Raw genomic sequence first — 20432 nt, forward strand, 5'->3', positions numbered from 1 at the left:
CTATGGCACGTCCAATTGGTATTTATGAAAAGGCAACGCCAAAGCACTATACTTGGCTAGAACGCCTTCATTTCGCAAAAGAATTGGGATTTGACTTTGTGGAGCTATCTATTGACGAATCAGACGAGCGACTAGCTCGCCTTGATTGGTCAAAAGAAGAGCGCCTAGAATTGGTTAAGGCTATTTTTGAGACAGGTGTACGTGTTCCTACAATTACGTTCAGTGGCCATCGTCGTTTTCCAATGGGTTCAAATGATCCAGAAAAAGAAGCACGTGCTATGGATATGATGAAAAAATGTATCGTTTTTGCTCAAGATATCGGAGTACGTAACATTCAGCTAGCAGGCTATGATGTCTATTACGAGGAAAAATCACCTGAGACAAGAGCTCGTTTCATTAAAAATCTTCGTCAAGCCTGTACTTGGGCAGAAGAAGCCCAAGTCATTCTCTCAATTGAGATCATGGATGATCCTTTCATGAATTCTATTGAAAAATATTTGGCAGTTGAAAAAGAAATCGACTCACCTTATTTGTTTGTCTATCCAGATACTGGAAATGTATCAGCTTGGCATAATGATTTATGGAGTGAATTTTTCATCGGTCATCGCTCTATTGCAGCATTGCACATTAAGGATACGTACGCCGTGACGGAAGATTCACCAGGGCAATTTCGTGATGTGCCATTTGGTCAAGGCTGTGTCAACTGGGAAGAGATGTTTGATGTTATCAAAAAAACCAACTACAATGGACCATTCTTGATTGAAATGTGGTCTGAAAATTGTGAGACGGTAGAAGAGACGAAAAAAGCGATTAAAGAAGCACAAGAGTTTCTTTATCCATTGATGGAAAAAGCGGGGGTAAAATAATGGCTAAATCATTAGCAGAAATGCGTCAACGTGTATGCGATGCCAATAAATCATTGCCTGAGCATGGTTTGGTTAAGTTTACATGGGGAAATGTTTCAGAGATTGATCGCGAGGCAGGTTTGATTGTTATCAAACCCTCAGGCGTTGATTATGATAAATTGACTCCTGAGAATATGGTAGTGACTGATCTTGATGGTAACGTAGTAGAGGGAGATCTTAATCCTTCATCTGACCTACCTACTCACGTAGAGCTATACAAGGCTTGGCCAGAAGTGGGAGGTATTGTTCATACTCACTCGACAGAAGCCGTTGGTTGGGCACAAGCAGGGCGTGATATTCCTTTTTATGGAACAACACACGCAGATTACTTCTATGGTCCTGTCCCATGTGCACGCTCATTGAGTGCTGAAGAAGTCGATAGTGCTTACGAAAAAGAAACAGGTACTGTGATTATCGAAGAATTCGCTAAACGCGACTTAGATCCAATTGCTGTTCCAGGTATTGTTGTACGTAATCACGGTCCATTTACTTGGGGTAAAGATCCTGCTCAGGCCGTTTATCACGCTGTTGTTCTTGAAGAAGTAGCTAAAATGAACCGCTTTACAGAACAAATCAATCCACGTGTTGAGCCAGCACCAAAATACATTATGGACAAACACTACCTGCGTAAACATGGTCCAAATGCTTACTATGGTCAAAAAGGTGACGCGCACTAAACCTAAAGAGCTAGTAGAGTTGATATGAAGACTCTTTGATGGCTATGCGAGATGAGATACTTATCTCGTCTTTTATGACAAAGAATTGAAAGGGATTACAGATGAAATACTTCTTAGATACAGCTAATGTTGACGAAATTAAACGCTTGAATGCTCTTGGGATTGTGGATGGTGTAACAACCAACCCAACTATTATCTCACGTGAGGGACGTGATTTTGAGACGGTTATCAAAGAAATTTGTACCATTGTTGATGGTCCTGTCAGTGCAGAAGTTACTGGTCTTACACGTGAAGAGATGATTGAAGAAGCTCGTAGTATCTCAAAATGGGCTGATAATGTTATCATCAAAATTCCAATGACAGAAGAAGGGCTTGCTGCTGTTAGTGTCTTATCAAAAGAAGGTATCAAGACCAATGTGACACTTATCTTTACGGTATCACAAGGTCTCTCTGCAGTGAAAGCAGGTGCTACTTACATTAGTCCATTTATCGGGCGTTTAGAAGATATCGGTACAGATGCTTATGCTTTGATTGAAGATTTACGTGATATTATTGATTTTTATGGATACGATTCAGAAATCATTGCAGCGAGCATTCGTGGCTTACCTCATGTAGAAGGTGTGGCAAAGCGTGGTGCTCATATTGCGACTATTCCAGATAATGTCTTTGCTAAATTGTTCTCACATCCGTTGACAGATCAAGGTATTGAGACCTTTATGCAGGATTGGGAAGCCTTTAAAAAATAGAGTGAGAGAGTTTGGTTATCGCCAAACTCTTTTTCAAAAAACGCTTAGCAGCTTTGTTAGGCTAAAGAAAGGGCTATTCTAAGATAAACATGATATAATATAAATGATTTTATATAAGGAGTAGTCAAAAGATGATTGTACTTGATAAAAAAAGTTATGCTCTCTTGTCTTATTTAATTCATCTGGAGAAGCCAAAAACCATCATGGCTATCTCAAAGCATTTAGGACAATCTAGACGTAAAATTTATTATCATTTAGAAAAGATAAACGAAGCCCTTCCTGATGGGGTTGAGCAAATTGTCAGTCATCCAAGGATTGGTATTATTTTAGATAGTGAGCAAAAAGCAGCCTGTCAAGCTTTACTAGATCACTTAGATGCTTATAGCTATGTGATGAATCCTAGAGAGCGTATGGAGTTGATGTTGGTTTATATCGCAGTAGCTGATAGCCGTGTGACCCTTGAGCAGTTGATGCGCTTGACAGAAGTTTCTCGAAATACAGTTTTAAATGATCTTAATACCTTGAGAGAACGTTTGGCGCTAGATCGCTATACCGTACAGATATATGTAACCAAGACCAGAGGGTATTATCTAGAAGCTCATCCTTTGGTCAAGATACAGTTTGTCCACCGCACCTTGTATGATATTTATAGCAGGGAATCTGAGAGTTTTAAAAAGATTTTATCTGACAAAATTGTGAGTTTTACACAAGATAAGACCCTCTACTCTAAGGTCAGAGGTGATTACCTCATTCAGCTTTTAGGTGACGTCCGTGAAGAAATGGGGAAAAAACTAAACAGTCAAGACAGTCAGTTCATGGTGGAGACACTTCCTTATTTATTGATGAGCTATCGTAATATGGTTATCAGCGAGACTGAAAAAAAAGATTTGGAAAAAGAGTTTAGCCTGACCAAGGAGCGTATTGAGTATCGTATTGCTGAAAAATTGGCTCAAAGGATGCAAGAAGCTTTTGGTATTGTTTATGATGATGTGGAGCGAAGCTTTATTACCATGTTCTTGTTATCTTTTCGAAAGGAAAATGATAGTCATAACAACAGCTCGGACTTTGATGATATGCGAGAAGTCATCAATTCTTTTTTAGATAACTTTGAAGGCGCTTATGAGTTAACGTTTGAACATAAAGATGAGCTTATCAATCAGTTAATCACGCATTGTAAGGCACTATTGTATCGAAAAACCTACGGTATCTACTCCGTAAATCCGATGACTGAGCAGATTATGGATAAGTATGGCTGGTTATTTTTTATGACTAAATCAAGTGCCCATATCTTAGAGACAGCTTGGAATATCCAGCTGACTGATGCTGATATCGCTTATTTGACCATTCATTTGGGTGGTTCACTTTATAATATCAGCGATGAAGGGCGTTATCAGCCTAGCGTCATTTTGGTTTGTGATGAAGGGATTGGCTCTAGAAAATTTCTTCAAAAACAATGCCAGCGCTATATTCCACAGGCGAAAATTGAGGCAGTATTTACTTCTGAGCAATTTGACAGTGTCAAGGATATTGTGACGTCAGATGTTGTGATTGCAACGTCAGATGGGATTGAGACGGAGCTTCCGACGATTTTGGTACACTCTGTCTTAACCAATGATGATATTATTCGTTTAGTTTCTTTTGTTTATTCTAACGGAAAACGTACCGCTAGAGATTTATCTAAAGAGCTAGATACTGTCTTAAAACATTATGTGTCAAATGAGAGTGATCGCTATGTTTTACGCAATCAAATCGAGAAGATTTTCCGTGAAGAATTGTTGCGTGACTTAAAGGGAGAATGAGTCTAATGATTAGGCTTTTTCTTTTTAGGATAAAGATGATTAGGGAGTTTTGAGAGTCTAGTTATGGACACAAAACTGTGTGTTTCTTGGTCTTTTTGTTTGCGCTTACAAATAGTATACTAAGAGTGTAACAAAAGTAAAAGAACTACGAGGAGGATTTATCAATGGCAAATGTGAAAGACATTACAAGAGAGTCATGGATTCTATCTACTTTCCCAGAATGGGGCACTTGGCTTAATGAAGAAATTGAAGAAGAAGTTGTTCCAGAAGGCAACTTTGCAATGTGGTGGCTAGGTAACTGTGGTGTTTGGATTAAGACACCTGGTGGTGCCAATGTTGTGATGGACCTTTGGTCTGCACGTGGTAAAGCGACTAAAAAAGTGAAAGATATGGTTTGGGGACATCAAATGGCTAATATGGCTGGTGTTCGTAAATTACAACCAAATCTTCGTGTACAGCCTATGGTGATTGATCCATTTGCAATCAATGAGCTAGATTACTATCTTGTATCACATGTCCACAGTGATCATATTGATATCTCAACAGCAGCAGCTATTGTAAACAATCCAAAACTTGACCATGTCAAATTTGTGGGTCCTTCTGGATGTCGTGATATCTGGATTGGCTGGGGTGTTCCAGAAGAGCGTATTATCACAATTGCGCCAGGAGAATCATTTGAATTTAAAGACATTAAAGTAACAGCTGTTGAGTCATTTGACCGTACTTGTCTTGTGACACTTCCAATTGAAGGATACGAAGAAAATGGCGACAGCCTTAAAGGATTGCCAGTAACAGATGAGTTGATGGCATCTAAAGCGGTTAACTACGTCTTTGAAACACCTGGTGGTACCATTTATCATGGTGCTGATTCTCACTTCTCAAACTACTTTGCAAAACATGGTAGAGATTTTGACATTGACGTTGCAATCAATAACTACGGTGATAACCCAATCGGTATCCAAGATAAGATGACATCTATTGATCTTTTACGTATGGCTGAAAATCTTCGTGCTAAAGTTATTATTCCAGTACACTATGATATCTGGTCAAACTTCATGGCATCAACAGACGAAATTTTGGCTCTTTGGAAAATGCGTAAAGAACGTCTTCAATACAACTTCCATCCATTTATTTGGGAAGTTGGTGGTAAATATACTTACCCACAAGACAAAGACAGAATTGAATACCACCACCCACGTGGATTTGACGATGCCTTTGAACATGACTCAAATATTCAATTTAAGGCACTTCTATAAGATAAACTCCCTCTATTAGAATATCAAGAAGTGTTCGTAAGGGTCATATCAGGCTGACAAACCCGTTTTTAAAACCGAATCATACGATATCCGCATATCGCACGATGTGCGGATATTTTCAAAGTGGCTAAAACGTGGTATTATGTAAGAGGAACTAAAAAAGGAGAAATATATGTCTAATTTATCAGTAAATGCGATCCGTTTTCTTGGTGTAGATGCGATTGAAAAATCAAAATCAGGGCACCCTGGCGTTGTGATGGGTGCTGCACCTATGGCTTATAGTTTGTTTACGAATCAATTGCGTATCAATCCAGAAAAGCCAAACTGGATCAATCGTGATCGATTTGTGCTGTCAGCAGGTCATGGCTCAATGCTACTTTATGCTCTCTTACACTTGTCAGGTTTTGAAGATGTGACCATTGATGAGATTAAGAATTTTCGTCAGTGGGGCTCTAAAACGCCAGGACATCCTGAGTATGGACATACAGCTGGTGTTGATACCACAACAGGACCTCTAGGACAAGGGATTTCAACAGCTACAGGTTTTGCCCAAGCAGAACGCTTTTTGGCAGCTAAGTATAACCGTGAGGGCTATAATATCTTTGACCACTATACTTATGTTATCTGTGGCGATGGTGACCTTATGGAAGGTGTATCTGGTGAGGCAGCATCTTATGCAGGTCTTCAACAGTTGGATAAATTGATTGTCCTTTATGATTCAAATAATATTTGTTTGGATGGTGGTACTGAGGATGCCTTTACTGAAGATGTGCGTGCACGCTACGAGGCTTACGGTTGGCACACAGCTTTAGTTGAAGATGGGACAGATGTAGCGGCTATCAATGCTGCTATTGAAGAAGCTAAAGCTTCTGGCAAGCCATCTTTGATTGAAGTTAAGACCATTATTGGCTATGGTTCTCCAAACAAACAAGGAACAAATGCGACTCACGGTGCCCCTCTAGGCGCAGAAGAAACACAAGCAACTCGTGAGAATCTATCTTGGGATTACGCTCCATTTGAAGTGCCAGAAGAAGTTTATCAAGATTTTAAAGTAAATGTAAGTGAGCGTGGTCAAGCTGCTTATGCGGCTTGGGAAAAACAAGTTGAAGACTATAAAAAAGCTTATCCAGAGCTAGCCCAAGAAGTAGAAGCAATCCTATCTGGTCAAGACCCTGTTGCGATCAAACCAGAAGATTTCCCAGCACTTGAGGCAGGTTTCTCTCAAGCAACACGTAATTCGTCACAAGATGCGCTTAATATTGCAGCTAAAGTGATGCCAAACTTCCTTGGCGGTTCTGCTGACCTTGCTCATTCTAATATGACCTATATCACATCTGATGGTCTGCAAGACAGTCAACATCCACTAAACCGTAATATTCAATTTGGTGTACGTGAATTTGCAATGGGAACTATCTTAAATGGTATGGCTGCTCATGGTGGGCTACGTGTTTATGGTGGTACATTCTTTGTCTTTTCAGACTATGTGAAAGCAGCGATGCGTTTGTCTGCTCTTCAAGGACTTCCAGTGACTTATGTCTTTACTCATGATTCTATCGCTGTTGGTGAAGATGGTCCAACACACGAGCCTATCGAGCATTTAGCTGGTTTACGTGCTATGCCTAATCTCAATGTCTTTCGTCCAGCAGATGCGCGTGAGACACAAGCAGCATGGTATTTAGCCTTGACTAGTCAACAAACACCGTCAGCACTTGTCCTTACACGTCAAAACTTGACTGTCGAAGAAGGAACTGATTTTGATAAGGTATCAAAAGGGGCTTATGTTGTCTATGAAGAAGAAGGATTTGACACTATTTTATTAGCATCAGGTTCTGAGGTCAACTTGGCTGTCAAAGCTGCTAAAGCTTTGGCGGAAGAAGGAATCAAGGTACGTGTCGTTTCTGTACCATCAACAGAACTCTTTGATGCTCAAGATGCTAGCTATAAAGAAGAGATCCTACCAAGTCAGATTCGTCGTCGTGTGGCTATTGAAATGGCAGCGACACAAAGCTGGTACAAGTATGTCGGTCTTGATGGTAGCGTAATTGGTATTGATCGCTTCGGCGCATCAGCACCAGCTCAAGAAGTCATTGACGCTTATGGCTTTACCGTTGACAACGTTGTCAAAGTGGTTAAAGAACTGTAATGATAACAAAAAGTGAAACACTCAGGTTTTCTTGAGTGTTTTTCTTATCTAGCCAGTGAGCGTAGCAAATTTATGCAAGTCAGATGAGAAATTGCTATAATAACAGTAAGAAAAGAGATATCTCACTTATGGAAGGCTAGCTTAGAGTGAGAGTCGTTTGTTAGTGTTCTGCTATATGGCTAGTATTGGCAGATGATTTAGGAGGCTACTTATGGTAAAAGAGTATGATATGATAGTGGTTGGTTTTGGGAAAGCAGGAAAAACCTTGGCAGGCAAGATGAGTGCCCTAGGTAAGAAAGTGGCTCTTGTTGAAGAAGACAGTAGCATGTATGGTGGTACTTGTATCAATATCGGCTGTATTCCGACTAAAACAATGATTGTAGCAGCAGAAGAGGATTTGTCATTTGCCCAAGTCATGGCACAAAAAGAAGCTGTAACCTCACGCTTACGCGGTAAAAATGAAGCGGTTTTAAAAGGTGCGGGAGTTGATTTATATAATGCTAAAGCGCGCTTTGTTGCCAATAAACGCTTAGAGATTACTTCAGGTGAGGATAAAGAGCAGTTGAGTGCTGATATTATCATCATCAATACAGGTGCCAAGTCTAATGTGCTACCGATAGAAGGACTTTTAGAGACGAGACATGTGGTTGATAGTACAGGGATTCAGCAATTAAAAGAGCAGCCTAAGCGTCTAGGCATTATTGGTGGTGGTAATATTGGGCTAGAGTTTGCCAGTCTTTATGCTAAGCTAGGAAGTCAAGTAACGGTCTTTGAAGCTGGGGAGAGGTTGTTGCCACGTGAGGAGCCTGTTGTCGCTCAAATGGCAAAAACTTACATGGAAGAAGACGGCATTACGTTTAAAATGGGCGCACGTATTTCACGCTTATCTAATGAAGGTGAGGAAGTGGTGTTGCGAGCAGATGATCAAGACTATCACTTTGACGTGGTTATGTATGCCACAGGGCGTAAACCCAATACAGATGATTTAGGATTAGAGACGACAGACATTGAGCTTAATGATCGTGGAGCGATTGTAGTGGATGAGTACTGTCAGACTAGTGTTAAAGATGTCTATGCAGTCGGTGATGTCAACGGTGGCTTACAGTTTACTTACACGTCTCTTGATGATTTCAGAATCGTTTACGGTAAGCTAACGGCTACTGGTGATTACAACCTAAATAAACGCCAAAATGTCCCAACAACAACCTTTATCGAACCAGCTCTCTCTAGCGTTGGTTTAAAAGAAGCTGATATTATCAAAGCAGGGATTCCTTATCAGTCTAAGGAGCTATTGGTGGCAGCTATGCCTCGTGGGCATGTCAATGATGACCTACGTGGTCTCTATAAGGTCCATGTCAATCCAGAGACTAAGGAGATTTTAGGAGCGACGTTATTTGCTAAGAATTCTGAAGAAAATATCAACATGATTAAGATGGCTATGGATAATCATATCCCATACACTTACTTGAAAAATCAAATCTTCACTCATCCGACAATGGCTGAAAATTTAAATGACGTTTTTGCGATAGATTGAGGATGATTCTTTTGAATTCTTGACTCCTATCTTTGAAACTTCTCTTTATTTATGGTATGATAGTTAGGCGAAAACATAGAAAGTTAGGAATTTTCCCTTATGTCTAAAGAAACATTAGTTGTCTTATATGGTGGACGCTCAGCCGAACGTGAGGTATCTGTCTTATCAGCAGAGAGTGTCGTTAGAGCGGTGAATTATGATAAGTATCTGGTAAAGACATATTTTATCAGTAAAGAGGGGCAATTTATTCAGACTCAGGTATTTACTGAGACACCAGACACTAATGAACGGTTAATGACAAATGAGACAATTGATCTTGCTAGAGCGATCTCTCCTAGTGATATCTATGAAGAAGGTGCAGTGGTCTTTCCTGTTCTTCATGGTCCTATGGGTGAAGATGGCTCAGTCCAAGGCTTTCTTGAAGTCTTAAGGATGCCTTATGTAGGGACAACTGTTTTAGCATCTAGTGTGGCTATGGATAAGATTACAACTAAGCAAGTGCTAGCCAGTACAGGCATTCCTCAGGTTGCTTATGTAGTCCATATCGAAGGTGATGCCTTTGAGATGACCTTGGCTTCTGTTGAGAAGACATTGACTTATCCTGTTTTTGTAAAGCCTGCCAACATGGGTTCTAGTGTCGGTATCTCAAAAGCAAGTAATGCCAGTGAGCTAAAGACAGCACTTGATTTAGCTTTGAAGTACGATAGCCGTATTTTAATTGAACAAGGTGTAGTCGCACGAGAGATTGAAGTAGGTATCCTAGGCAATACAGAGATTAAGACGACACTGCCAGGTGAAGTGGTTAAGGATGTTGATTTTTACGATTATGATGCCAAATATATTGATAACAAGATAGAGATGGCTATCCCAGCAGTTATTTCTGAGGAGATCTCAAATCGTATGCGTCACTACGCCCAATTAGCTTTTAAAGCTATCGGAGGTTGTGGATTGTCACGTTGTGACTTCTTTTTGACAGAAGAAGGTGAGATTTACCTCAATGAACTCAATACCATGCCTGGCTATACACAGTGGTCTATGTATCCACTCTTGTGGGACAATATGGGCTTGTCTTATAGCCAATTACTAGAAGAGTTGGTCACTCTAGCGCGTGAGATATTTGAAAAAAGAGAGGGTCATCTCTTGTCATAAAACGGTTAGTAGGATAATAAGAAAACCAATAGATAGGAGAGCAGGGTATAGTACACCTGCTCTTTCCTTTAGAAAAGATATTATGAATACAACATTAAATACATTACAAACAGAAATTTTAGAGACTTACCAAAAAGCCAATCAAGAAGCGCCAAAAGGTGGTGTTCTTTTTCTAGGTGATTCTTTGGTGGAGTTTTTGCCGACCGACAAACTGCACTTAGACGTGCCTATTTACAATAGAGGGATCAGAGGAAGTAATAGTCAGTCTTTAAGACGTTATCTAAAAGTATTGACGGCAGGCTTAGAGCCTGAAAAGATTGTGTTGTTGATAGGGACAAACGATCTGATGCTAGGCTCTTCAGTAGGAGATTTACTGGTGCATATTGAAGCTATTTTAGCTTATCTCAAAGAGAGGTTTCCGAAGGCGGATTGTTATCTTGAGAGTCTTTACCCAAGGCGCGTATCAGAGCGCTACGGCTCTGCTTTAGTGGATGAGATTGCAGAGACCAACCTTTATTTGCGTCACTTAGAGGCTCATTTTATTGATATTTACCCTCATCTGGTAGGTGATAAGGGGCTCTTAAAGGAGAGTTTTACACGTGATGGGGTGCACTTGACTTATCAAGGTTATCAGCCTGTTTTGGCAGTGCTAGAGGAGGTGCTTGGTCAATGACTTTGTCTCAACTATATGAAAAATGGAGTCGCTTCATTAGCGCTGGTTTGATGATAGTGTTAGGTCTATGCCTGATGCTATTTAATCGCTATTTTGTGGCGGATATGACTTGGTGGATAGGCTTGATTCTTATCTTAGTTGGGCTATTTCGCTTGAGTGAGCGTTTATTTAGAAAATATCATGCTAAGTCATCTTCGACCAACACCATTAGTCTAGTGGATGCCTTTTTACATATGGGCTTGGGTATCTTTCTCTTATGGTGTAGTGGTGATGCGGCAGCTCTTTTAAATGACGGCTTTGGTCTTTACCAATTGATGGTAGGCGTAGTGAGTCTCATCACAGCTTATCTTCTCAAAAAAGATAGGGCTAAAGGTACTCTAAAGGAGCTAATTACTGGTATGGTGACCTTGGTCTGGGGGATTTACTCGCTGATAAGTAATCACACCATTACCGATAATATCATATTGATGGGTCTTTATGTGCTTTTTCTTGGTATTATGTGGTTGATAGATGCTAAAGATCTGCAAACCCCTGACACGGAGCAAGAAGTGACGAAGCGTCGTTTTCGAATAGGGCTACCTGTCTTGGTGACCATGCTGATCCCAGCTGATACACTCTTAAAAATACACCACCTACTCAATAAAGATATCAGTGCTGAACATGTCAAAGAGGAGATTATCCCTAAAATTAACAAGGAAGTTTTAGGGGATCCTGTGTTAGATGTTTTCATCCATGTCAGCAAAGGTATCTTTGGATCGGTCGGTCATGTCGATGTGAGTTATAAAGGTCGCGTGTATTCGTATGGCTCTTATGATGTTGATTCTGTTAGACTTTTGGGGTCTGTGGGAGATGGCTGTTTCTTTACTTTAGCAAAAGAAGATTATTTACAGTATTGCATGGACTATGGTAAGACTCTTTTTGAGTATCAGGTCGTGTTGACTAAGGAGCAGCAAGAGGCGTTTGAAAAGAAACTAAATCATATTTATGATATGACCATTCCATGTCAGCTCACCAGTCAAAAGCAAAAAGCGAGCTATTTAGGGAAAATGGTAGCACGATTTCCGACTAAGACCTATAAGTTTACTGAGTCACGCTTTAAGACTTATTTTGTGTTAGGGACTAATTGTGTGCTTTTGGCAGATGAGTTGATTGGAACCAGTGGTTTAGACTTGATTGCGATGGAAGGGATCTTGTCTCCAGGGACTTATTATGAGTATTTTCATAGACAATATGAGAGCCCAAACTCCATCGTAGTGGGGGAGGTGATTCATAACGCTCATCTAGAAAAGGACACGAAATAAGTTATTTCTAAAAGCTTGCTAGCTCTTTGAGTTTGTATTTGAAAGAGGTCTGGTTTTTGTGGTATAATGCTACTAATTACAGGTAAAGGAATAGAAGATGAAATTAACATTACATGAAGTTGCAAAGGTTGTAGAGAGTCTAACCCCTCTCTCAGATGTCGAAGACGTTCCCATACGTTCTATAGAGTTTGATAGCCGCAAAGTAGAAGAGGGGACTTTGTTTGTTCCCTTAAAAGGTGTTCGTGATGGGCATATGTTTATTGAGACTGCTTTTGAAAAAGGCGCTTGTGCGACCTTTTCAGAGCATAAAATAGCTGATCACCCTTATCTCTTAGTTGAGGATTGCTTGGTGGCTATGCAGCGTCTAGCCAGCTATTATTTAGAAAAATTGCGTGTTGATGTGATAGCTGTCACAGGCTCAAATGGGAAAACAAGTACAAAAGACATGATTGCTAGTGTGCTTGAGACGACTTATAAGACTTATAAGACGCAAGGAAATTACAACAATGAAATTGGTCTGCCTTATACGGCTCTACACATGCCAGATGACACCGAAAAAATTGTGCTTGAGATGGGGCAAGATCATATGGGCGATATTCATCTGCTATCGACTTTAGCGAAACCTCGTATTGCTGTGGTGACCTTGATTGGAGAGGCGCATTTGGAGTTCTTTGGTAGCCGTCGTGAGATTGCTCGGGGGAAATTACAGATTGTTGATGGTATGGACTCAAATGGTATTGTTCTGCTTCCTAATGATCCTATTATTGAAGCGTATCTACCACTTGATCAAAAAGTCATTACCTTTGGCGATGGAGCAGAACTACAGGTGCAAGAAGCGATTGAGCATAAGGATAGTCTAACCTTTAAAACCAATGTCATGGAGCGCGCTATTAAGCTACCTGTCACGGGAAAATACAATGCTATCAATGCGATGTTGGCGGCTTATGTTGGGAAATTATTAGCGATTTCTGATGATGACATTAAAGAGGCTTTGGAGCATCTTGTTTTAAGTGCTAATCGTACTGAATGGAAAAAAGCAGCTAATGGAGCAGATATCTTATCTGATGTCTATAATGCCAATCCAACAGCTATGCGCTTGATTTTAGAGACGTTTTCAAGCATTCCTAAAAACCCTTCAGGAAAGAAGATCGCAGTCTTAGCAGATATGAAAGAGTTAGGTGAAGCGTCTCAAGAACTTCACAATCAGATGATTATGAGTTTATCACCTGATGAGATTGATACTGTTATTTGCTATGGAGAAGATATTGCAGGTCTAGCACAACTGGCTAGTCAGATGTATCCTATTGGCAAGGTCTATTACTTTAAAAAGACAGCTGATGAGGATCAGAGCGAAGAGCTGTATCAGTGTATTAAGGAAAACTTAGACTCGCAAGACCAAATTTTATTTAAAGGTTCCAATGCGATGGGCTTAGCTGATATCGTTAAGCGTTTGGAGATGGCATAAGACAAATCAGCTACTCAGTAGCTGATTTTATTTTTATTCGTTTTTTAGATGACAAGCCTTATAATATACAGGTTAACTAAAAGATGTTATACTTAATTTACGAACGATTGTACCAAAAAAACTTAATATCGTGCGTAAAGGAGGAGATATGAAAACAACTAACCGTTATGTTGTTGCCAGTGCAGGTGTTGTGTTGCATCTCATGTTGGGGTCCACTTATGCTTGGTCCATTTACCGTAACCCAATTATGGCTGAGACAGGCTGGAGCCAATCAGAAGTTGCTTTTGCCTTTAGCTTAGCTATTTTTTGCTTAGGGTTATCGGCAGCTTTTATGGGCCGTTTGGTTGAGAGATTTGGCCCACGCTTGACGGGTTCTATTTCGGCTGTTTTGTATGCAGGCGGCAATATCTTGACGGGACTTGCGATTGCTGAGCATCAGCTTTCTCTTCTTTACATTGCTTATGGTATTTTAGGAGGGATAGGTCTTGGAGCAGGCTATATCACACCAGTGTCAACGATTATCAAATGGTTCCCTGATAAGAGAGGGCTAGCAACAGGACTAGCTATCATGGGATTTGGTTTTGCATCGCTTTTGACTAGTCCTATTGCTCAAGCTTTGATTTCACACATTGGTGTGGTGCAGACTTTTTATATGTTGGGGATTGTGTATTTTGTTGTGATGTTTAGTGTCTCCCAGTTTATCAAGCGTCCTACTAAGGAAGAGCTAGAAGCTTTAGCAAATGGCAATGACTCTAAAGGACATAAGCCAGTGACTTTTGACGGTTTGACTGCTAACCAGGCTCTTGGGACCAAATCTTTTTATTTGATGTGGTTTATGCTATTTATCAATATAGCTTGTGGTTTAGGTATCATCTCAGCAGCCTCTCCTATGGCTCAGGATTTAGCTAGACTTTCAGCAGAGCAAGCAGCTCTTATGGTTGGTATCCTTGGCATTTTTAATGGTTTTGGTCGTCTTTTGTGGGCTGGTTTGTCAGATTATATTGGTCGTCCCTTGACCTTTAGTTTACTTTTTCTAGTGAATCTTGTGATGACAGGACTTCTCTTTATCGAAGGCCAATCCTTGATTTTTGTAGTAGCCATGTCACTTTTGATGACGTGCTATGGTGCTGGTTTTTCGTTAATACCTGCTTATCTGAGCGATGTCTTTGGGACAAGAGAGCTTGCGGCGCTTCATGGCTATATCTTGACAGCCTGGGCAGCGGCAGGGCTTGTAGGACCGCTTTTATTGTCTGAGACATATGAGTGGTCACAATCCTACACAACAACCTTATTGGCATTTTGTGTCCTCTATGTGATTGGCTTTGCTATTTCGTGGTATCTAAAAGCGACTATCGCTAAAGATAAGGATAAGCTTAGCTTGAAATCAAAGGTAAAATAATTTATAATGAAAAGAGCTTGAGAAGCTCTTTTTCGTCTTTAGAGGAGTTTCTTTCATGGATAACAAAGATAAAAAAGGATAGAACATGACACTTGAAGATGCAATCAAAAAACGCCGTACCTTTGCCATCATCTCTCACCCCGATGCTGGTAAGACGACAATTACAGAACAATTACTCTACTTTGGTGGTGAAATTCGTGAAGCAGGTACTGTCAAAGGGAAAAAAACAGGTACTTTTGCCAAGTCAGACTGGATGGATATTGAGAAACAGCGTGGTATCTCGGTGACGTCATCTGTAATGCAGTTTGACTATGCGGGCAAACGTGTCAATATCCTTGATACTCCAGGACACGAGGATTTTTCTGAGGACACTTACCGAACCCTAATGGCAGTAGATGCGGCTGTCATGGTTGTGGATTCGGCTAAGGGGATTGAGGCGCAGACTAAAAAGTTATTTGAGGTTGTTAAACAGCGCAATATTCCTGTCTTTACGTTTATCAATAAATTGGACCGAGATGGTCGCGAGCCGCTTGACTTATTAGAAGAGCTAGAGGATGTACTTGGGATTGCTTCTTATCCGATGAACTGGCCTATTGGTATGGGACGAGCCTTTGAAGGGCTTTATGACCTACATAATAAGCGTCTGGAGCTCTATAAGGGAGACGAGCGCTTTGCAACGATTGAAGAAGGTGATAGTCTTTTTGCTAACAACCCTTTTTACGAGCAAGCAAAAGAAGATATCGAACTTATCCAAGAAGCAGGAAATAGCTTTTCTGAAGAAGCCATTTTAGAAGGCAATTTGACCCCTGTCTTCTTTGGTTCAGCCTTGACTAACTTTGGTGTACAGACTTTTCTAGATACCTTTTTGACTTTTGCCCCTGAGCCTCATGGACACAAAACAAGGCAAGGAGAGATGATTGAGCCTTATGATAAGGACTTTTCAGGCTTTGTCTTTAAAATTCAAGCAAATATGGACCCAAGACATCGTGATCGTATTGCCTTTGTCCGTATCGTCTCTGGCGAATTTGAGCGAGGCATGGCTGTTAATTTAACTCGTACAGGTAAGGGAGCGAAACTCTCAAATGTCACTCAATTTATGGCAGAAAGCCGTGAAAATGTTGAAAACGCAGTCGCAGGTGACATCATAGGTGTCTATGACACAGGGACCTATCAAGTTGGGGATACGCTGACAGTAGGTAAACATAAATTTGAGTTTGAACCGCTACCAACCTTTACCCCAGAGCTATTTATGAAAGTAGCTGCCAAAAATGTGATGAAGCAAAAATCCTTTCATAAGGGTATTGAGCAGCTAGTGCAAGAAGGTGCAATTCAGCTCTACACCAACTATCAAACAGGTGAGTATATGTTAGGTGCCGTAGGGCAGCTACAGTTTGAGGTCTTTAAGCACCGTATGGAAGGTGAATACAATGCTGAGGTGGTCATGACACCGATGGGGAAAAAGACGGTACGTTGGATTAAGCCAGAAGATTTGGATGAAAAGATGAGCTCAAGTCGAAATATCTTAGCCAAAGACCGTTTTGATCAGCCTGTGTTTTTATTTGAAAATGATTTTGCACTGCGCTGGTTTGCAGACAAATATCCAAATGTCACTTTAGAAGAAAAGATGTAGTAGGAGAGTAAGATGGGATTATTTTCAGGATTATTAGGTAATGCTTCACAAGCTAATACGACTAAAATTGAAGAGCAATTGGCTGATATATTGGTTGTTGGTGAGCGTGTTGAGTTGGCTTATGTGCTAGTACGTGATTTGATTGTCTTTACGGAAAAGCGCTTGATTTTAGTGGATAAACAAGGCGTAACAGGCAAAAAAACGTCTTACAAATCAATTCCTTATCGCTCTATTTCACGTTTTACAGTGGAGAGTTCAGGGCATTTTGACCTAGATGCTGAGTTGAAAATTTGGATTTCATCAGCTAGTGAACCCTCAGAAATTTTACAATTTAAAAGTGACCGTAGCGTCGTTGATATCCAACGTGCACTGGCTAGTGCGGTCCTAGGCTAAAAAGGCAGATGTGCCTTTTTTAGTTTGCTTTGAGGCGATGATTTGCTATAATATGACTAATGTCAGAGATTTAGAGAAAAGTTTGAAAATGTAAAGGAGATAGAGATGAAAACAACTGTTTATGTCAAAGCAGGGCAAGTTGGTTTAGTAGATGTTGAACGCCCTCATATCATGGATCCAGATGATGCTATTATTCGTATTGTAAGGACTTGTGTCTGCGGCTCAGACCTTTGGAGCTATCGTAATGATGCGATTGAAAAAGGGCGTCTTAATAGTGGTCACGAAGCGATTGGTATTGTTGAGGAAGTTGGTGACAATATCACAACCGTAAAACCTGGTGATTTTGTCATTGCCCCTTTTACTCATGGCTGTGGAGAGTGTGATGCTTGTCGTGCTGGTTTTGATGGTTCTTGTGATCGCCATATTGGCAATAACTTCAGTGGTGGTGTCCAAGCAGAATATATGCGTTTTCACTATGCTAATTGGGCCTTGATTAAGATTCCTGGTCAACCCTCTGACTATTCAGAAGGCATGTTAAAATCATTGTTGAGCTTAGCAGATGTCATGCCTACGGGTTATCATGCAGCGCGCGTGGCTGATGTCAAAGCAGGTGATAAAGTTGTGGTCATTGGTGATGGAGCTGTCGGACAATGTGCCGTAATCGCAGCTAAAATGCGTGGCGCCTCACAAATCGTCTTGATGAGTCGTCACAAAGATCGTCAAGATATGGCGCTGGCCTCAGGAGCTACAGCAGTTGTTGCTGAGCGTGGCGAAGAAGGGATTAAAAAGGTACGTGACATTCTGGGTGGCGGTGCTGATGCAGCTCTAGAGTGTGTCGGAACAGAAGCGTCTATCGATCAGGCATTAGGTGTTCTTCATAATGGTGGACGCATTGGTTTTGTCGGTGTGCCGCATTATCAAAATCACGCTTTAGGCTCAACGTTTGCGCAGAATATTACAATTGGTGGTGGTTCTGCTTCTGTGACAACTTACGATAAACAGTTGCTGTTGAAGGCTGTTTTAGACGGTGACATCAATCCAGGACGTGTCTTTACCTCATCTTATCGCCTTGAGGATGTCAACAAGGCTTATCAAGATATGGATGAGCGAAAAACCATTAAGTCAATGATTGTTATAGAGTGATAAAAAGTAGCCTTGGGCTACTTTTGATATTAGTGGGCATTAGTTATAACAAGTCTAAGAGGAGATGACTATGAAAAAGATAAAGAAGCTATCTTACGTGCTATTATCAATGACACTTATTTCGTGGTTGACTCTAGTCATATCGATGCTAATGGGTTTTGGGGTTAATCTGCTTGTTCTTTTTCTTACTCTATGTCTTATGATGTTGTCATATGTGATGATTGTAGCGATTGGATTATACGGTTATACCACTTATCGCAAACAGTTATCACATAGAGAATTTAGACAGTTTGTCAAACAAGGCAGGGGGATAAGATATGCACTTTTTGTGAGTATAATCTTGCGTATGATACATCTTGTCTATCAAGAAGGCTTTTTGTGGACTCATTTAGTTTTAGCTATATTGGGGTTACTGTTAGCTTATAGTATTTCCTTTTATCTCTATATTCCTTATCAAAAAAATAGCTTATCATAGCTTATCCAGTTTTAAGTATCTTTTACCGTTATTTTATGGTAGAATAAGTAAGTTACGTTTGTGACATGAAAATAAAGAGAGATAAGGCAGCTTCGCACTGCCTTTTTAGAAGAGAGACTATATTCATTGAAATTTACAGAATTACACTTATCAGATACAATTTTGTCCGCTGTTGAAAAAGCAGGTTTTGAGACACCTTCTCCTATCCAAGAGCTTACCATTCCACTTGCTCTAGAGGGAAAAGATGTGATTGGACAAGCACAGACAGGAACAGGGAAAACCGCAGCTTTTGGTCTTCCAACCTTAGATAAAATCCATACAGAAGACAATACCATTCAAGCTCTCGTCATTGCACCGACACGTGAGCTAGCCGTTCAAAGCCAAGAAGAGCTCTTTCGTTTTGGTCGTGATAAGGGCGTGAAGGTTCGCTCTGTTTATGGTGGATCAAGTATTGAAAAACAAATTAAGGCACTCCGTTCGGGAGCACATGTCGTTGTTGGAACCCCAGGACGTTTGCTTGATTTAATCAAACGCAAAGCGTTAAAACTTAATCATATTGAGACACTTATCTTGGATGAAGCAGATGAGATGCTCAACATGGGCTTTTTAGATGATATTGAGGCGATTATTAGCCGTATTCCTGAAAATCGTCAGACTCTTTTGTTTTCAGCAACTATGCCAGAGGCGATTAAACGTATTGGCGTTAAGTTTATGAAAGAGCCAGAGCATGTTAAAATTGCAACTAAAGAGTTGACCACAGACCTTGTTGACCAGTATTATATTCGTGTCAAAGAACAGGAAAAATTTGATACGATGACACGTTTGATGGATGTGGAACAGCCTGAGTTAGCTATCGTGTTTGGACGTACCAAGCGCCGTGTTGATGAGTTGACAAGAGGCTTGAAGCTTCGTGGCTACCGTGCAGAAGGTATTCATGGTGATTTGGATCAAGGCAAGCGTTTGCGCGTTTTACGTGATTTCAAAAATGACAATCTTGATATCTTGATAGCAACAGACGTTGCAGCGCGTGGTTTGGATATTTCAGGTGTGACACATGTCTATAACTACGATATTCCTCAAGATCCAGAGAGTTATGTTCATCGTATTGGTCGTACAGGTCGAGCTGGAAAACATGGTCAGTCGATTACGTTTGTCTCACCTAATGAGATGGGCTATCTCACTATCATTGAAAATCTGACCAAAAAACGTATGAAAGGCTTAAAACCAGCAAGTGCTCAGGATGCTTTCAAGGCTAAAAAACGCGTAGCATTGAAAAAGATTGAACGAGACTTTGCTGATGAGAGCATTCGTCAACAATTTGAAAAATTCAAAGGGGATGCGATTAAGTTAGCTCAAGAATTTACCCCAGAAGAATTGGCGCTTTACATATTGACGTTGACAGTGCAAGATCCAGATAGTCTGCCAAACGTTGAGATTGCACGTGAAAAACCTCTACCATTTAAGCCTTCAGGCAACTTCAAAGGAAAATCTTCCAGACAAGGCAATAAACGTCATCAGAGACGCTCTGGTGAGCATAGAGGTGAGCGTAGAGACTTTAAACGAACATCTAACAAAAATCGAAAAGATTTTGAACATAAATCCAATAAACGCCCTCATAGAACCTCTAGTGAAAAGAAAAATGGCTTTGTCATTCGCAATAAAGGCGACAAATAAAAAACTATCTGAGCTTTTGTACTGCCCCCCAAAAGTTGGACACTATATATTTAGCTGAAGGATTGAGTTC

Annotated in this window: 17 protein-coding genes; all 17 read left to right on the forward strand. The window is 40.5% G+C overall.

Going from position 1 to position 20432, the window contains the following annotated elements; all coding sequences use genetic code 11:
- Positions 1-2: 2 nt before the first annotated feature.
- The 17 genes from ACLN19_RS07215 (at position 3) to cshA (ending at position 20362) form a co-directional block, all read left to right on the forward strand.
- Entirely contained in the window at positions 3-866 is an 864-nt protein-coding gene (locus tag ACLN19_RS07215) for an L-ribulose-5-phosphate 3-epimerase (protein WP_413384816.1), read from the forward strand.
- Positions 866-1582, forward strand: a complete 717-nt coding sequence (locus ACLN19_RS07220) for an L-ribulose-5-phosphate 4-epimerase (protein WP_413384818.1) — start codon at positions 866-868, stop codon at positions 1580-1582. The genes ACLN19_RS07215 and ACLN19_RS07220 overlap by 1 nt, the downstream gene beginning before the upstream one ends.
- Before the next feature lie 101 nt (positions 1583-1683).
- Positions 1684-2328 (forward strand): fructose-6-phosphate aldolase, encoded by a 645-nt coding sequence (fsa, locus tag ACLN19_RS07225; RefSeq protein ID WP_413384821.1) that lies wholly within the window; start codon positions 1684-1686, stop codon positions 2326-2328.
- A gap of 131 nt (positions 2329-2459) precedes the next feature.
- Positions 2460-4127, forward strand: a complete 1668-nt coding sequence (locus ACLN19_RS07230) for a BglG family transcription antiterminator (protein WP_413384823.1) — start codon at positions 2460-2462, stop codon at positions 4125-4127.
- A 164-nt stretch (positions 4128-4291) separates the two neighbouring features.
- Positions 4292-5383, forward strand: a complete 1092-nt coding sequence (gene ulaG / locus ACLN19_RS07235; protein ID WP_413384826.1) for an L-ascorbate 6-phosphate lactonase — start codon at positions 4292-4294, stop codon at positions 5381-5383.
- Positions 5384-5555: 172 nt separating this feature from the next.
- Positions 5556-7526, forward strand: coding sequence for a transketolase (gene tkt / locus ACLN19_RS07240; RefSeq protein ID WP_413384828.1), 1971 nt, complete (start codon positions 5556-5558; stop codon positions 7524-7526).
- Positions 7527-7737: 211 nt separating this feature from the next.
- Entirely contained in the window at positions 7738-9060 is a 1323-nt protein-coding gene (locus ACLN19_RS07245) for an FAD-containing oxidoreductase (protein WP_413384830.1), read from the forward strand.
- A 99-nt stretch (positions 9061-9159) separates the two neighbouring features.
- The gene (locus ACLN19_RS07250) at positions 9160-10209 is read left to right on the forward strand and encodes a D-alanine--D-alanine ligase (RefSeq protein WP_413384832.1); all 1050 of its coding nucleotides are present in this window, start codon (positions 9160-9162) and stop codon (positions 10207-10209) included.
- Between the two features lie 82 nt (positions 10210-10291).
- Positions 10292-10882 (forward strand): GDSL-type esterase/lipase family protein, encoded by a 591-nt coding sequence (locus ACLN19_RS07255; protein WP_413384834.1) that lies wholly within the window; start codon positions 10292-10294, stop codon positions 10880-10882.
- Entirely contained in the window at positions 10879-12183 is a 1305-nt protein-coding gene (locus ACLN19_RS07260) for an HdeD family acid-resistance protein (protein WP_413384836.1), read from the forward strand. Before ACLN19_RS07255 ends, ACLN19_RS07260 begins: the two co-directional genes overlap by 4 nt.
- A gap of 97 nt (positions 12184-12280) precedes the next feature.
- Positions 12281-13648: a UDP-N-acetylmuramoyl-tripeptide--D-alanyl-D-alanine ligase gene (locus tag ACLN19_RS07265; RefSeq protein WP_413384838.1), complete on the forward strand. Its 1368-nt coding sequence runs from the start codon at positions 12281-12283 to the stop codon at positions 13646-13648.
- Between the two features lie 148 nt (positions 13649-13796).
- Positions 13797-15047 (forward strand): L-lactate MFS transporter, encoded by a 1251-nt coding sequence (locus ACLN19_RS07270; RefSeq protein ID WP_413384840.1) that lies wholly within the window; start codon positions 13797-13799, stop codon positions 15045-15047.
- Between the two features lie 85 nt (positions 15048-15132).
- Positions 15133-16677, forward strand: a complete 1545-nt coding sequence (locus ACLN19_RS07275; protein ID WP_413384842.1) for a peptide chain release factor 3 — start codon at positions 15133-15135, stop codon at positions 16675-16677.
- A 12-nt stretch (positions 16678-16689) separates the two neighbouring features.
- Positions 16690-17070 (forward strand): PH domain-containing protein, encoded by a 381-nt coding sequence (locus ACLN19_RS07280; RefSeq protein WP_413384844.1) that lies wholly within the window; start codon positions 16690-16692, stop codon positions 17068-17070.
- A 105-nt stretch (positions 17071-17175) separates the two neighbouring features.
- The gene (locus ACLN19_RS07285; protein ID WP_413384846.1) at positions 17176-18213 is read left to right on the forward strand and encodes an alcohol dehydrogenase catalytic domain-containing protein; all 1038 of its coding nucleotides are present in this window, start codon (positions 17176-17178) and stop codon (positions 18211-18213) included.
- A 70-nt stretch (positions 18214-18283) separates the two neighbouring features.
- On the forward strand, positions 18284-18688 hold the full coding sequence (locus tag ACLN19_RS07290; protein WP_413384848.1) for a hypothetical protein: 405 nt from the start codon (positions 18284-18286) through the stop codon (positions 18686-18688).
- Positions 18689-18814: 126 nt separating this feature from the next.
- On the forward strand, positions 18815-20362 hold the full coding sequence (cshA, locus tag ACLN19_RS07295; protein WP_413384850.1) for a degradosome RNA helicase CshA: 1548 nt from the start codon (positions 18815-18817) through the stop codon (positions 20360-20362).
- The last annotated feature ends 70 nt before the right edge of the window (positions 20363-20432 follow it).

This window comes from Streptococcus lishijunsis (assembly GCF_047290665.1).
Classification (GTDB): domain Bacteria; phylum Bacillota; class Bacilli; order Lactobacillales; family Streptococcaceae; genus Streptococcus.

What these genes read in the sequence shown, in the direction of transcription:
- ulaG (WP_413384826.1), top strand. Translation starts at nt 4,292, where the DNA reads ATGGCAAATGTGAAAGACATTACAAGAGAGTCATGGATTCTATCTACT.
- ACLN19_RS07245 (WP_413384830.1), top strand. Translation starts at nt 7,738, where the DNA reads ATGGTAAAAGAGTATGATATGATAGTGGTTGGTTTTGGGAAAGCAGGA.
- ACLN19_RS07250 (WP_413384832.1), top strand. Translation starts at nt 9,160, where the DNA reads ATGTCTAAAGAAACATTAGTTGTCTTATATGGTGGACGCTCAGCCGAA.
- ACLN19_RS07285 (WP_413384846.1), top strand. Translation starts at nt 17,176, where the DNA reads ATGAAAACAACTGTTTATGTCAAAGCAGGGCAAGTTGGTTTAGTAGAT.
- ACLN19_RS07290 (WP_413384848.1), top strand. Translation starts at nt 18,284, where the DNA reads ATGAAAAAGATAAAGAAGCTATCTTACGTGCTATTATCAATGACACTT.
- fsa (WP_413384821.1), top strand. Translation starts at nt 1,684, where the DNA reads ATGAAATACTTCTTAGATACAGCTAATGTTGACGAAATTAAACGCTTG.
- ACLN19_RS07230 (WP_413384823.1), top strand. Translation starts at nt 2,460, where the DNA reads ATGATTGTACTTGATAAAAAAAGTTATGCTCTCTTGTCTTATTTAATT.
- ACLN19_RS07260 (WP_413384836.1), top strand. Translation starts at nt 10,879, where the DNA reads ATGACTTTGTCTCAACTATATGAAAAATGGAGTCGCTTCATTAGCGCT.
- ACLN19_RS07265 (WP_413384838.1), top strand. Translation starts at nt 12,281, where the DNA reads ATGAAATTAACATTACATGAAGTTGCAAAGGTTGTAGAGAGTCTAACC.
- ACLN19_RS07270 (WP_413384840.1), top strand. Translation starts at nt 13,797, where the DNA reads ATGAAAACAACTAACCGTTATGTTGTTGCCAGTGCAGGTGTTGTGTTG.
- ACLN19_RS07255 (WP_413384834.1), top strand. Translation starts at nt 10,292, where the DNA reads ATGAATACAACATTAAATACATTACAAACAGAAATTTTAGAGACTTAC.
- ACLN19_RS07220 (WP_413384818.1), top strand. Translation starts at nt 866, where the DNA reads ATGGCTAAATCATTAGCAGAAATGCGTCAACGTGTATGCGATGCCAAT.
- ACLN19_RS07275 (WP_413384842.1), top strand. Translation starts at nt 15,133, where the DNA reads ATGACACTTGAAGATGCAATCAAAAAACGCCGTACCTTTGCCATCATC.
- ACLN19_RS07280 (WP_413384844.1), top strand. Translation starts at nt 16,690, where the DNA reads ATGGGATTATTTTCAGGATTATTAGGTAATGCTTCACAAGCTAATACG.
- ACLN19_RS07215 (WP_413384816.1), top strand. Translation starts at nt 3, where the DNA reads ATGGCACGTCCAATTGGTATTTATGAAAAGGCAACGCCAAAGCACTAT.
- tkt (WP_413384828.1), top strand. Translation starts at nt 5,556, where the DNA reads ATGTCTAATTTATCAGTAAATGCGATCCGTTTTCTTGGTGTAGATGCG.